Source organism: Curtobacterium sp. MCSS17_015 (assembly GCF_003234265.2).
Lineage (GTDB): Bacteria > Actinomycetota > Actinomycetes > Actinomycetales > Microbacteriaceae > Curtobacterium.
Map to the genome: position 1 here is coordinate 2644598 of NZ_CP126256.1, position 13797 is coordinate 2658394.

Annotated in this window: 10 protein-coding genes; 8 read left to right on the forward strand and 2 right to left on the reverse strand. The window is 71.6% G+C overall.

Features of this window, described 5'->3' with window-relative positions; translation table 11 throughout:
• Nucleotides 1-44 precede the first annotated feature (44 nt).
• On the forward strand, nt 45-1676 hold the full coding sequence (locus tag DEJ18_RS12670) for a phospholipid carrier-dependent glycosyltransferase (protein ID WP_181434191.1): 1632 nt from the start codon (nt 45-47) through the stop codon (nt 1674-1676).
• 100 nt (nt 1677-1776) lie between these two features.
• On the opposite strand, the gene DEJ18_RS12675 is transcribed toward DEJ18_RS12670, so the two are convergent.
• Nucleotides 1777-2436 (reverse strand): TetR/AcrR family transcriptional regulator, encoded by a 660-nt coding sequence (locus DEJ18_RS12675; protein WP_111210561.1) that lies wholly within the window; start codon nt 2434-2436, stop codon nt 1777-1779.
• A 162-nt stretch (nt 2437-2598) separates the two neighbouring features.
• Here DEJ18_RS12675 and DEJ18_RS12680 point away from each other — a divergent pair, with 162 nt between their 5' ends.
• The 6 genes from DEJ18_RS12680 to DEJ18_RS12705 all read left to right on the forward strand — a co-directional run bounded on the left by DEJ18_RS12680 (nt 2599) and on the right by DEJ18_RS12705 (nt 12634).
• Entirely contained in the window at nt 2599-4140 is a 1542-nt protein-coding gene (locus tag DEJ18_RS12680; protein ID WP_111210560.1) for an MFS transporter, read from the forward strand.
• 180 nt (nt 4141-4320) lie between these two features.
• Nucleotides 4321-5172 (forward strand): sulfurtransferase, encoded by an 852-nt coding sequence (locus tag DEJ18_RS12685; RefSeq protein WP_146241557.1) that lies wholly within the window; start codon nt 4321-4323, stop codon nt 5170-5172.
• Between the two features lie 54 nt (nt 5173-5226).
• On the forward strand, nt 5227-6294 hold the full coding sequence (locus DEJ18_RS12690; protein WP_111210558.1) for an NAD-dependent epimerase/dehydratase family protein: 1068 nt from the start codon (nt 5227-5229) through the stop codon (nt 6292-6294).
• A gap of 138 nt (nt 6295-6432) precedes the next feature.
• A complete protein-coding gene (locus tag DEJ18_RS12695; RefSeq protein WP_181434190.1) occupies nt 6433-8277 on the forward strand; it encodes a thioredoxin domain-containing protein in 1845 nt (614 codons plus the stop codon).
• 29 nt (nt 8278-8306) lie between these two features.
• Nucleotides 8307-12209 carry an ATP-dependent RNA helicase HrpA gene (gene hrpA / locus DEJ18_RS12700; protein WP_502866247.1) on the forward strand — a complete coding sequence of 1301 codons (3903 nt, stop codon included), beginning with the start codon at nt 8307-8309 and terminating at the stop codon, nt 12207-12209.
• A 41-nt stretch (nt 12210-12250) separates the two neighbouring features.
• Entirely contained in the window at nt 12251-12634 is a 384-nt protein-coding gene (locus DEJ18_RS12705; protein ID WP_111210556.1) for a VOC family protein, read from the forward strand.
• A 10-nt stretch (nt 12635-12644) separates the two neighbouring features.
• On the opposite strand, the gene DEJ18_RS12710 is transcribed toward DEJ18_RS12705, so the two are convergent.
• Nucleotides 12645-13229: a YbaK/EbsC family protein gene (locus tag DEJ18_RS12710; RefSeq protein ID WP_111210555.1), complete on the reverse strand. Its 585-nt coding sequence runs from the start codon at nt 13227-13229 to the stop codon at nt 12645-12647.
• A gap of 116 nt (nt 13230-13345) precedes the next feature.
• Between DEJ18_RS12710 and DEJ18_RS12715 the strand changes: the two genes are divergently transcribed.
• A complete protein-coding gene (locus tag DEJ18_RS12715) occupies nt 13346-13684 on the forward strand; it encodes a hypothetical protein (RefSeq protein ID WP_146241556.1) in 339 nt (112 codons plus the stop codon).
• Nucleotides 13685-13797 lie beyond the last annotated feature (113 nt).

Consider the following 13797-nt stretch of genomic DNA (forward strand, 5'->3'; position numbering starts at 1 on the left):
GACGACGCAGCCCACGCATGCACGGCGTCCGTAGGATGCTGCGGGTGACCACGGACCTGGCCGACCTGCCGAAGACCGCGCCGGACGTGCCCCGTGGCTCGCGGCTCGACGACTGGTGGGGCCGCGTGGTCGCCGTCGGGTGGCGGGTCGCCGCCTGGCGGTGGGGCGGTCCGATCGCGGTCACCGTGCTCGCGGCGCTGCTCCGGCTGGTCGACCTCGGGCGTCCGCACTCGCTGGTGTTCGACGAGACCTACTACGTCAAGGACAGCTGGTCGCTCGTGCACCTCGGGTACGAGGGCACCTGGCCGGCGAACCCGAGTGACGACGGCGCACCGACGACCGACGACCGGTTCGCGAGCGGGCAGACCGACATCTACTCACGGGCAGCGGAGTTCATCGCGCACCCGCCGCTCGGGAAGTACCTGATCGGCCTGGGGATGCTCCTCTTCGGCCCCGACGATGCCTTCGGCTGGCGCTTCACGGTCGCGGCCCTCGGCATCGCGACCGTGTTCCTCACGGCGGTGATCGCGCGCTCACTGTTCCGTTCGACGCTCATCGGCACGCTCGCCGGCGGGTTCCTGGCGGTGGACGGACAGGCGATCGTGATGTCGCGGGTGTCGTTGCTCGACGGCATCGTCACGTTCTTCGTCGTGCTCGGCTTCGGAGCGCTGCTGCTCGACCGGCGGTGGTCCGCCCGGAGACTCGACCGGTGGATCGACCGGAGGGCCGCGGCCGGGCGGGCGACGCTCTGGGGGCCCGCACTCTGGTGGCGGCCGTGGCTCGTCGCGATGGGCGTCGCGCTCGGACTCGCGTCGGCGACGAAGTGGTCCGGGATGTACTTCCTGGCGTTCTTCGCGGTGTACTCGGTGCTCAGCGACATGATGCTGCGACGACGAGCGGGCGTGGCGTTCTGGTCGTCGAGTGCCGTGCTGCAGCAGGCTCCGGTCACCTTCCTGCTCACCGTCCCCGTCGCCGCGGTCACCTACCTGGCCTCGTGGACCGGGTGGTTCGTGACGAAGGGCGGCTGGGACCGCGACTGGATCGGCAGCGGCGGACAACGCTGGACGGGGGTGCTCGCCTGGGTGCCGGACAGCCTGCAGAACTGGTGGCATTACCAGTCCGAGATCTACACCTTCAACATCGGCCTGCACACCCCGCACTCCTACCAGGCGAACCCGCTGCTCTGGCTCCTCATGCAGCGCCCGACGTCGATGTACTACGAGGGCACGAACGCCGGCCAGGACGGCTGCGCGTTCGACCGGTGCGGAGCGGCCGTCACCGGCATCGCGAACCCGTTCGTCTGGTACGCGTCGGTCATCGCGGCCGTGGTGCTGCTGGTGCTGTTCGTCACGCGGCGGCGCTGGGAGTACGGCCTGGTCCTCATCGGCATCGGCGCCGGGTACCTGCCGTGGCTGATGTACCTGGACCGGACGGTGTTCCAGTTCTACACGATCGCCTTCGAGCCGTTCCTCGTCATGGCGCTGGCGGCGGTGATCGGGCACCTGATCGGGTCACGGGATGTTCCACGGCCACGTCGGACACGTGCGCTGGTGTGGCTCGGCGTGTACCTGCTGGTCGTGGTGCTCGCCTCGGCGTACTGGTACCCGATGTGGACGGCGATGCAGACGTCGTGGGACTTCATCCGGTCGCACTACTGGCTGCCGAGCTGGTTGTAGCGCGCCCGGTCGCCGGACGGGAGGCCCGTGGCGGTGCCGTCGACGGGCCTCCCGTCCGACGGACCCCGGGAGGCGGCGGACGCCGCGTCGACCGGTCGGGTCAGCTCGACGGCTGCATCGCGCGCTCCAGCGCGTCACGGTCGAGCGGCTCGCCGACCATGTGGTCCGGTTCGGGCTGCGGGAGCACCCCGTCGACGAGGACCTGCGCGTACCGCTTCCAGGCGTCCGGGTCGTAGTCGCGCGTGGCGTCGGCCACGGTGCCGACCATCGCGGTGAGGATCGGCAGGTCGCGGTAGTCGAAGCCGGGTCGGACCACCCCGGCGTCCTTGGCCCGGCCGATGATCTGCGAGACCTGCTGCTCGAGTCGGTCGCGCTCCTGCACGATCGACGGCCGGGCCTTGCCGGCTCGCACGATCGCGTCGGCGAGCGCGCGGTCCCTGGCCCGGAACGAGAACACGCCCATCAGGTAGAGCCGGAGCGACTCGCGAGGGTCGATCTCTTCGGCAGCTCGGGCCGCCGCGGCGTTCATCGCCTCGAACTTGGTCGCCAGCAGCGCCTCGATCAGGGAGTCCTTGTCGGCGAACCGTCGGTAGACGGTCCCGACGCCGACCCCGGCTTCGTGCGCGATGTCGTTCAACGTGACGGACAGGCCGCGCTCGGCGAAGCACTTGCGCGCGGTCTGCAGGATCAGTTCGCGGTTGCGCGCTGCGTCGGCGCGCAGGGGCCGATCGAGGTCGGCCGCGGATCCGGTGGTGCTCACAGGACGAACCTAATTGAACTCTCTGGGAACAAGCGGATGCGGGTCGTCCGTTTTGGGCTACAGTGACCACAAGCGGATGCCCGGCATCCGCTTCACTCTCCTCCGGGACGCCCGACGGCGCGCGCCCCTCCTCCCCTTCCATCCTTCGAGAAGGAGACTGTCGTGACGGCAGAACAGACCGCGCCCGCTCCCACAGGGACGACGCCGACGACCGCGGGCACCACCCCGGCCCGCACCGACCACCGGTGGATCGCCCTCGCGGTCATCGCGCTCGCCCAGCTCATGGTCGTCCTCGACGCCACCATCGTGAACATCGCGCTGCCCTCCGCGCAGCAGGACCTCGGGTTCGCCACCGACCAGCGCCAGTGGATCGTGACCGCGTACTCGCTCGCGTTCGGTTCGCTCCTGCTCCTCGGTGGCCGACTCGGTGACCTCTTCGGCCGGAAGAACACCTTCATCATCGGCCTGGTCGGGTTCGCCGTGGCCTCCGTGCTCGGCGGGCTCGCCGACTCGTTCGGGCTGCTCGTCGCCGCTCGCGCGCTGCAGGGTGTCTTCGGCGCGCTGCTCGCCCCGTCCGCCCTCGGCATGCTGACCACGACATTCCGCGACCCCAAGGAGCGCGGGCGCGCGTTCGGCATCTTCGGCTCCATCGCCGGTTCGGGCGCGGCCATCGGCCTCCTGCTCGGCGGTGTCCTCACCGAGTACGCCTCGTGGCGCTGGTGCCTCTACGTCAACGTCGTGTTCGCCGTCCTCGGCGTGATCGGCGCGCTCGTGTTCATGGCGAAGCCGCCGAAGGTCGAGCGTCCGCGCATCGACGTCGCGGGCGTCGTCACCATCACCGCGGGCCTGGTCGGCGTCGTCTACGGCTTCTCCAACGCGGAGACCAACGGCTGGGACGCTCCGCTGACGATCGGCATGCTGGCCGGTGGCGTCCTGCTCATCGCGGCGTTCGTCGTCATCGAGACCCGGGTCGCGCACCCGTTGCTCCCGCTCCGCGTGGTCCTCGACCGTGACCGCGGCGGGTCCTTCATCGCGATCGGCCTCGTCGCGATCGGCATGTTCGGCATCTTCCTGTTCCTGACCTACTACCTCGAGCAGACCCTCGGGTTCTCGGCCCTGCAGACCGGGCTGGCCTTCCTGCCGATGCCGCTGTCGATCATGCTGTCGGCGACGCAGATCGGCGGTCGACTCCTCCCCCGCGTCGGCCCGAAGGTGCTCATCTTCGCCGGGGCGCTCGTCGCCGCGACCGGGCTCCTGCTGCTCCTGCGCACGGACCTCGACAGCTCCTACGCGGGAACCGTCCTGCCGGCGCTCATCGTCATCGGGCTCGGCATGGGCACGATCTTCTCGTCGGCGATGAACACCGCGACGACCGGGGTCGCCCGCGCCGACGCCGGCGTGGCATCGGCGACGGTCAACACCATGCAGCAGATCGGCGGCTCGATCGGCACGGCGCTCCTCTCCACGATCTTCGCGAACGTGGTGGAGAACAGCCTCTCCGGCCTCGCAGCGGCACCGACGGAGCTGCAGCAGGCACAGGCCACGCTCGACGGCTACCACGCGGCCTTCGCCATCTCGGCCGGCGTGCTCCTGCTGGTGGCGATCGCGAGCGGGCTGCTCATCAACCGACAGTCCGTCCGGATCGCCCGCCTGCAGCAGGCCGGGTCCGGCACGACGGGGAGCATCCCGACCGCCGCGCACTGAGCCACGGCGCGGGGTCGCTCCCGCACGGACGACACCACGGAACGGACACGGTACCGCGCATCTGCGCGGTGCCGTGTCCGTTCCGCGGTTCAGCGCTCCGTCGTGCCACATCGCGCAGCAGAAGTCGCCCTGTTGCCGAACCCCTGTCACTCGTCGGACGTCTCGATTACCGTGATCGGCATGGCCCCCGTCCTGACCTCGCCGCTCGTGTCGACGCAGTGGCTCGCCGACCACCTCGGCGCGGACGACCTCCTGGTGCTCGACGCCTCGGTGCACACGGACGGCATCGGACTGGGCATGTCGTGGCACTCCGCGCGGGACGCCCACGAACGACACGGGCACGTGCCGGGCGCCGTCTACGCCGACCTCATCGACGAGTTCTCCTCGCCGGAGACCGGTCTCCCCTTCACCCGCCCCGGCGTCGACCGGTTCGAGGCCGCAGCCCGCGCGCTCGGGGTGAGCCGGGCCTCCACGGTCGTGGTCTACGACGACGGCATCGGCGAGTGGTCGGCGCGGCTCTGGTGGATCTTCCGGTCCTTCGGGTTCCGGACGGTCGCGGTGCTCGACGGCGGCTTCGCGAAGTGGCGCGACGAGGGTCGCCCGGTCCGTGTCGGTGCCCTCTCCCGCGCCCCGCGTCGCGCGGCGGACGGGGACGCCTTCGTCGCGGGCGAGGAACTGCCGCTCTGGGCCGACCGGTCGCGCGTGCTGCGGGCCGTCGACGGGTCGGAGCCGGCGGCACTCGTGCTCGCCGCCGACCGGACCGTCCTCGGCGACGACCACCCGCCCGTCGTCCCCGGCAGCACGACCATCAGCGTCCGGGAACTCCTCGACGAGTCGAACGCGTTCCTGCGACACGCGGAGCTCGAACGAGCGCTCGCACCGGTCCTGACGGCGGACGAGGTCGTGACGTACTGCGGGGTCGGGAGCGCGTCGTGCGTGGACGCCCTCGCCCTGACGATGCTCGGTCACGAGAAGGTGCGCGTGTACGACGGGTCGCTGGCCGAGTGGTGGCAGGAGCCCATCGCCTCCTGACCGGGAGGTCCACACCGTCGGGGCAGCGGCGACGGCCGGGCTAGCGTTGGCCCCATGAGCAGCAGACGCGCCGTCGTCCTCGGTGGCACCGGCGGCATCGGGTCCCAGGTGGCCCGCGAACTCCTCGACGCCTCTGGCCGTGGTGGTGACGACTGGGCCGTCGAGGTCGTGTCGCGACACGGCGGTCCCGTCGCCGACGACCTGGTCGCGGCGGGAGCCATCGCCCGCTCCGGGGACCGACGGGACACCGCCCTGCTGCGCGAGCTCCTCCGGCCCGGCGCCGACCTGCTGGTCGACACCGTCGGGGTGACCCGCGACGACGCCCTCCAGCTCGCACCGTTCCTCGACGACGTCGGGTCGACGGTGTTCGTCTCGTCGAAGGCCGTCTACGTCGACGAGCAGGGACGGCACGCGAACTCCGTCGACAAGCCGGTGTTCGGCGGCGCGGTCACGGAACTCCAGCCCACGATCGCGCCCGGGGACGGGGACCCGACCTCGCGCGACGGGTACGCGGCGGCGAAGGTCGCGGCCGAACAGGTGCTCCTCGACCACGGTGCCCCGGTCACCGTCCTCCGCCCGTCGAAGGTGTACGGCGCGGGCATCGGCCGTCCGCGGGAGTGGTTCGTCGTCCGACGAGTGCTCGACGCGCGCGAGCGGATCCTGCTCGCCGACGAGGGGCGCGGCGTCGACCACACCACCGCCGCGTCGGGCATCGCCTCGCTGGTCCGATTGGTCGCGGACGCCCCCGATCGCCGGATCCTCAACGTCGCCGACGAGACCGCCCCGACCGTGCTGGACATCGTCCGCACCGTCGCGGGACACCTCGGGCACACCTTCGACGAGGTCCTGCTCGGCGAGGACGCGCCGGGCTTCGTCGGCCTCACACCCTGGTCCACCCCCTCCCCGTCCGTGCTCGACACGACCGCGGCGCGCACCCTGGGCTGGGTCCCGCCGCGGTTCGCGGACGCGGTCCTGACGGAGGTCGACTGGCTCGTCGAGACCGCGCACCGCACCCCGGTGGACGGGGACGTGCCGTGGGCGACCGACCCGTTCTGGGACCGGATGTTCGACTACGGGCCGGAGGACGCGGCGCTCGCGCTGCTGTCGCTGGGGCTCGGTTGAGCCGGATCGAGGTCGTCTGCGGCTCCGAGGACCCCTGCTGGACCGGCTGACGGGCGGTCCGCTGTGGAGGGGCGCTCGCTCTCCACAGAACTGCCTGGAGGCTCGCCCACACAGGCCGCGCGGGGCACGCTGGGGTGCATGAACGACAACCGGCTCGGGACCGCCGTCAGCCCCTACCTCCGCCAGCACGCCGCCAACCCGGTGGACTGGCGCGAGTGGGGAGCCGTGGCATTCGCAGAGGCGCGTGAGCGTGACGTGCCCGTCCTCGTGTCGATCGGCTACGCCACCTGCCACTGGTGCCACGTGATGGCGCGCGAGAGCTTCTCGGACCCCGAGGTCGGCGAGCTGCTGCGGCAGGACTTCGTCGCGGTGAAGGTCGACCGTGAAGAGCGCCCCGACGTCGATGCCAGTGCGATGGCCGCGGCAAGCGCCTTCACCGAACAGCTCGGCTGGCCGTTGACGGTGTTCATGACGCCGGACGCGCAGGTGTTCTACGCCGGCACCTACTACCCGCCGCAGCCGGTCGGGCAGCACCCCTCCTTCCGCCAGGTCACGGCCGCGGTGCTCGACGCGTGGCGGAACCGCCGGGACGAGGTCGACGCGAACGCGACTGCCATCGCGCGGGCGATCCGGCAGGGCGCAGAGGCGGACGCGGCCACCGCGCAGGCGGGGCTCCCCCACCAGGCCGGGTCGAGCCTCCCGTCCGTCGACGCGATCCGTGGTGTGGTGAGCGACCTCGAGCGGGCCGAGGACACCGAGTACGGCGGCTTCGGCGGAGCGCCGAAGTTCCCGAACGCCCCGCTGCTGGAGTTCCTCGGAGACGCCGCCGCCGATGGGGTCGACGCGGCCGGCGGTCTCCTCGACCGCGCGCTCGGGGCCATCGCCGGGTCGGAGCTGACCGACGCGGACGGCGGCGTCTTCCGGTACGCCACCCGTCGTGACTGGTCCGTCCCGCACTACGAGCGGATGCTCTACGACAACGCCGGCTTGCTCGCGGTCGCCGACCCGGTCCGCGCCCGCGGCGTCGCTGACTTCCTGCGCGACACGCTCCGACGGGCGGACGGCTCCTTCGTCGCGGCCCAGGACAGCGAGTCGACCATCGACGGGCGCCGGGTCGAGGGCGAGTGGTACCGCCTGCCGCTCGACGAACGCACGCGACTCGAGGCACCGCCGCTCGACGACCAGGTCCTGACCGGGTGGAACGGCCTGGCGATACGCGGGCTGGTGATCGCGGGCGCGCGGGCTGGAGACGACGAGATGATCGGCCTCGCTCGTGCCGCTGCCGACGCGGTCATCGCAGCACACCTCCGGGACGGACACGTCGCCGTCCGCTCGAGCTCGGCTGGCGGGACCTCGACGGCAGCGCCGACGCTGGAGGACCTCGGGCTGTTCGCCGAGGGGCTCCTCGAACTCGCTCTCGGGACGGGCGAGCTGCGGTACGCCGTGATCGCCCGGACGCTGGTCGACGACGGGCTGTCCGGTGCACTCGAGGTCGACCCCGTCCTCGCGGCCGCGGGGACGGCGACCGGCGAGCAGCCGCAGACGGCGCTCCGGTCGGGAACGGTCGCCCTGGCGAGTGCAGCCGCACTCCTCGCCGCCCTGACCGGGGACGACGACGGGCGATCGGCCGCGGAACGACTCGTCGCCGAACGCGCACGGACGGGAGTGGACCGTCCGCTCGGGCACGCCGACGCCCTCGGACTCGCGCTCGCCCTGCAGCGCCCCTCGCGAGAGGTCGTCCTCGTCGCCGACGACCGCGCGGTCCCCGACGTGGCTGCGATGCTGCACGCGGTGCGCTCCGCACGGCGCCCCGGCACGATCACCGCGGTGCTCACCCGGGCGCAAGCGGCGGCGTGGGCGGACGCCGGTTTCTCGCTGTTCGAGGGCCGGGACACCCAGGACGGGGTGACGTACGTCTGCCACGACCGCGTGTGTGCGCTGCCCGCCCGGGACGCCGACGAGCTCGCCGCGCAGCTCGGCTGATGGAGGACGCGCCCGGGCGGTATCCTGGAATGCTCATGTCGAACCTGCCCGTCATCACGTACCCGCCGGAACTGCCGGTCTCGCAGCGGCGCGACGACATCGCCGCCGCCATCCGCGACCACCAGGTCGTCATCGTGGCTGGTGCCACCGGGTCGGGCAAGACGACGCAGCTCCCCAAGATCTGCCTGGAACTCGGGCGCGAGCGCATCGGCCACACGCAGCCCCGACGGATCGCCGCGCGCACGATCGCCGAGCGGGTCGCGGACGAGCTCGGCGGAGAACTGGGCGACCTCGTCGGCTACCAGGTGCGCTTCACCGACAAGGTCAGCGCGAACACCCGGATCAAGCTGATGACGGACGGCATCCTGCTGAACGAGATCCACTTCGACCGGGACCTCAAGCGGTACGACACGATCATCATCGACGAGGCGCACGAGCGGTCCCTCACGATCGACTTCCTGCTCGGGTACCTCAAGCGGCTACTCCCCCGTCGACCGGACCTCAAGGTCATCATCACGAGTGCCACGATCGACCCCGAGTCGTTCTCGCAGCACTTCGGTGGTGCGCCGATCGTCGAGGTGTCCGGGCGCACCTACCCGGTGGAGATCCGGTACCGACCGCTCGTCGCCGACGAGGACGCCGCGGGTGACGAGGACGAGGACGAGTTCGACGAGCGTCCGGCCTGCACCCGTCCGGCGACGTCGAAGGGCAGTGCCCCGGGTCGCACCGGGAGCGCGACGGGCAGCGACGACCGGGACCCCATGCAGGGCATCACGGACGCGCTCGACGAGCTCGCCCGTGAGGACCCGGGCGACGTCCTCGTGTTCCTGTCCGGCGAGAACGAGATCCGTGACGCCCAGGACGCCATCGAGGGCAAGCGGTACCCGGGCACCGAGGTCCTGCCGTTGTACGGCCGGCTGTCCGCAGCCGATCAGCACCGCGTCTTCCAGCGCTCGACGACACCGGCTGTCCGACGTCGCGTGGTGCTCGCGACCAACGTCGCCGAGACGTCCCTGACGGTCCCGGGCATCAAGTACGTCATCGACACCGGGACGGCCCGCATCTCGCGGTACTCCCCCCGTGCGAAGGTGCAGCGCCTCCCGATCGAGGCGATCTCGCAGGCGTCCGCGAACCAGCGCTCCGGTCGCGCCGGCCGGACCAGTGCGGGCATCGCGATCCGGCTGTACTCCGAGGACGACTTCGACCGCCGACCGGAGTACACCGACCCCGAGATCCTCCGCACGAACCTGGCCGCCGTCATCCTGCAGATGATCTCGCTCGGGTTCGGCGACATCGAGTCCTTCCCGTTCCTGCAGCCGCCGGACTCCCGCGGTGTCAAGGACGGCCTCGACCTGCTCCGCGAACTGCGGGCCGTCGACACCACCGGTGCCATCACGAAGACCGGCAAGCAGCTGACGCGCCTGCCGATCGACCCCCGGCTCGGCCGGATGGTGCTCGAGGCGAGCCGGCAGGGCGTGGGTCGTGAGGTCATCGCGATCGTGTCGGCCCTGAGCATCCAGGACCCGCGGGAGCGCCCGCTCGAGAAGCGCGCACAGGCAGACCAGCTGCACGCTCGGTTCGCCGACCCCACGAGTGACTTCTTGACCCTGCTCGGTCTCTGGAACCACCTCGAGGAGAAGCAGGAAGAGCTGTCCTCCAGCGCGTTCCGACGGATGTGCAAGGCCGAGTTCCTCAACCACCTGCGGATCCGCGAGTGGCAGGACCTGTACCGGCAGCTCTCCCGGGCGGCGAAGCAGGTCGGGATCCACGTCGGCAAGGAACGCAAGGACGACCCGGACTCGGTCCACCGTGCCCTGCTCGCCGGGCTCCTCAGCCAGATCGGCCTGCGCGACCGTGAGAAGCGTGACTACCTCGGCTCGCGGAACACCCGCTTCGTGGTGTTCCCGGGCAGCGTGCTGGCGAAGAAACAGCCGGACGCCGTGATGGCCGCCGAGCTCGTCGAGACGAGCCGCCTCTTCGCCAGGACCGTTGCGCGCATCGACCCCGCCTGGGTGGAACCCCTGGCCGGTGACCTCCTCAAGCGTACCTACGGCGAACCCCACTGGGAGAAGAAGCAGGGCGCGGTCGTCGCCTACGAGCGGGTGACCTTGTTCGGCGTCCCGATCGTGCAGCGCCGGCGCGTGCAGTACAACCGGATCGACCCGGTGCATTCCCGCGAGCTGTTCATCCGGCACGCCCTGGTCGAGGGCGAGTGGGACTCGCAGCAGGCGTTCGACCGCGCGAACCGCAAGCTCCGGCGCGAACTCGAACAACTCGAGGAGCGCACCCGGCGTCGGGACATCCTGCTCGACGACGAGACGGTCGTCGAGTTCTACGACGCCCGGATCCCGGCGGAGATCGCGACGACACGCGACTTCGAGGGGTGGTGGCGGCGCACCCGCCGCGACCAGCCGGACCTCCTCACCATGCGTCGCGAGGACCTGCTCGACGAATCCGCGGCATCGGCGGCGGAGGACGACGCCGAGTACCCGACCCAGTGGCAGAGCGGTGACCAGCGCCTCGCGGTCCGGTACCGGTTCGAGCCCGGCGCCGAGGACGACGGCGTGAGCGTCCAGGTGCCGCTCGCCGTCCTGCCCCGGATGCGCGAGGAGGGCTTCGACTGGCAGGTCCGCGGGCTCCGGAAGGAACTCGTCACCGCGCTCATCAAGGCGCTTCCCAAGCAGATCCGCAAGAACGTCGTGCCGGCCGCCGACTGGGCCGAGAAGATCGTCACCGAACTGCCCGACGACGCCCCGACAACTCCGACCGAGAGCTTCCGCGCGACCCTGGCGAAGACGATCCAGCGGCTCGTGCACGTGCCCGTCTCGGAGTCCGACTTCGACATGTCGCGGGTGCCCGCGCACCTGTTGCCGACGTACGCGGTCGTCGACGAACGCGGTCGCCGGGTCGAAGCCAGCAAGGACCTGGCCGCCCTGCAGACCAAGCTGAAGGACCGCACGCAGCAGAGCGTCGCCGCCGCCACGCAGCGGCAGGGCCGACCGGGAGGCTCGTCCCGCGTCGCCGACGCCGGTTCCGGTCGCCGCATCGAACGGTCGGGCCTGACCGGCTGGCCGGACGAGGACCTGCCCGAGGTGCTCGACACGAAACAGGCCGGTGGTGTCATCCGCGCCTACCCGGCGCTCGTCGAGGAGGGCTCCGGGCCGAAGGCCACCGTCGGCGTGCAGCTCCTCGCGACACCGGGTGACCGCGCCGTCCAGATGCCCGCGGGGGTCCGCCGCCTCGTCATGCTCGCGGTGCCCTCACCCGTGTCGTACATCCAGCAGCACCTCACCGCGCAGGAGAAGCTCGCCCTCGCCGCGAGTCCCTACCCGTCCACGTCGGCGCTGTTCGACGACGTCCTGGCTGCCGTGGTGGACGCCGGGATCCGCCGCACCCACCCGGACGGTCTCGTCTTCACCCGGACAGCGTTCGAGCAGGTCCGGGATGCGGTGTCCGCGACGGTCGTCGACACGATGTTCACCGCCGTGTCCGAGGTCGCGGCCGTCCTCACGGCGCAGCGCAACGCGGAACGAGCGCTGAAACAGGCGACGAACATGGCGCTGCTGCCGGCCCTGTCGGACATGCGCCAGCAGATGGAACGGCTGGTGTTCGCCGGGTTCGTCTCGTTCGCCGGACTCGACCGACTCCGGCGCATCCGGGTGTACCTGCAGGGCATCGAAGCCCGCGTGACGAAGCTGCTGCAGAACCCGGGCCGGGACGCCTCGTGGATGCGCGAGGTCACCGGCGCGACCGACCGCTACGTCGAGGCCGGCGGCGCGTTCCCGCCGGCCGTCGGGTCGCACCCGGAGCTCGTGCACGCCCGGTGGATGCTGGAGGAGTTCCGCCTCAGCCTCTTCGCGCAGGAGCTCGGTACCGCCGAGACTGTCTCACTGCAGCGGATCACCAAGGCGCTCACCGCGGCGTCGCGCTGACCGGAGCACGGCTCCTGCCCGCGAGTACTACGGTGACCGCCATGATCGGCTCACTCGACGTCGTCGTCCTCGACTGCCCGGACCCCGCCGCCCTCGCCCACTTCACCGCCGAGCTGCTCGGCGGTGTCGTCGAGGGGGCAGGAACGGTCGGTCCCGACGACGAATGGGTGGAGGTCACCCTGCCGTTCGCCGGGCACCGCCCCCTGCTCGCCTTCCAACGGCTCGACGGCTACCGACCGCCGGTGTGGCCCGGGCAGGACGTCCCACAGCAGATCCACCTGGATGTGAAGGTCGACGACCTCGACACGGGCGAGCGCGGCGTGCTGGCGATCGGAGCCACGGCGACCGGCGAGGGGACGGACACGTTCCGCGTCTACCTCGACCCGGCCGGGCACCCGTTCTGCCTGGTCCGACCGCAGGACTGACCGCGAGCCGTCAGCCGACCTGCTCGGAGTCCGTACCGGTGTCGGCGTCGGCGGCGGCGGGGTCGACCGCGAGGCCCTCGATGACCTCGACGCGGGGCAACGCGGCGAGCACCGCACCCGGCAGGAACAGCTTCGCCCCGCGGACGCCCGCCCCGATGACGACCTCGGGTGCCTCGAGCACCCGCGAGTCGACGTACACCGGCCAGTCGGTGGGCAGCCCGATCGGGGTGATCCCGCCGTACTCCATGCCGGTCCGCTCCACGGCGTCCGCCATCGGCGCGAAGCTGACCTTCCGGGCGCCGAGCAAGCCCTTGACGGTGCGGTTCACGTCGAGCTTGGTGGAGGCGAGCACGACGCAGGCCGCGTACGTCACGGTGTCGCCGCGCTTGCCCGCGACGACGATGCAGTTCGCGCCGCCCGCGACCGGGAAGCCGTACGCCTCGGAGAACGCAGCGGTGTCCGCGAGCTCCGGGTCGATCGGCGCGGCCTCGATGCGCTGGAGGACCTCGAACGGCAGGGCGACCAGGGACTCGGCGACGGGGATGGCGATCGAGCCGGTGGCGAGCAGGACGGGCATGCGGTTCAGCGTGGGCATCCACCCACCCTAGGGACGGACACCACCGCGACGGGTCAGGAGCAGCGCCGTCCGCGGCGAACAGCCCCTGCGCCCACCCGGGACACACGGCCACCCGTGGCCGGTAGCCTCGCGGCATGGGGGAGGAACCACGAGTTCGGCGGCCGGACCGGTGGCGTGTGCTGCGCGACATCCTCATCGCGGTGCCGCCTGCCATCGAGACCGTCGTCGTCATCGTCGGGCTCGTGGCGTCGATCGATGCGCCCTACGAGAGCGAACGAGCTTGGGCTCCGTGGGCATGGCCGGTGCGGGCGACGCTGTGCACCTTGCCGCTCGCCCTCGTCGCGGTGGCCGTCGCAGTCGCTCTCCGTCGGGTCGGCGGCCGGACCGCTGCGGTCTGGCTCGCGGCCGCCTCCGCGGCGCTCGGGGTCCTCCCGTTCGTCCTCGCGGTCCAGATCGCCCTGCGCGCGGTCTGATGATCGGCGCTCCGCACTGAGCGACACCGTTCGTGTACCGCAGCCCGGGGACCGTCGCGGGGCGCGGACCGTGCAGTCGTCACGACGGACGGGAGGCCCGTGACCAGCTGGTC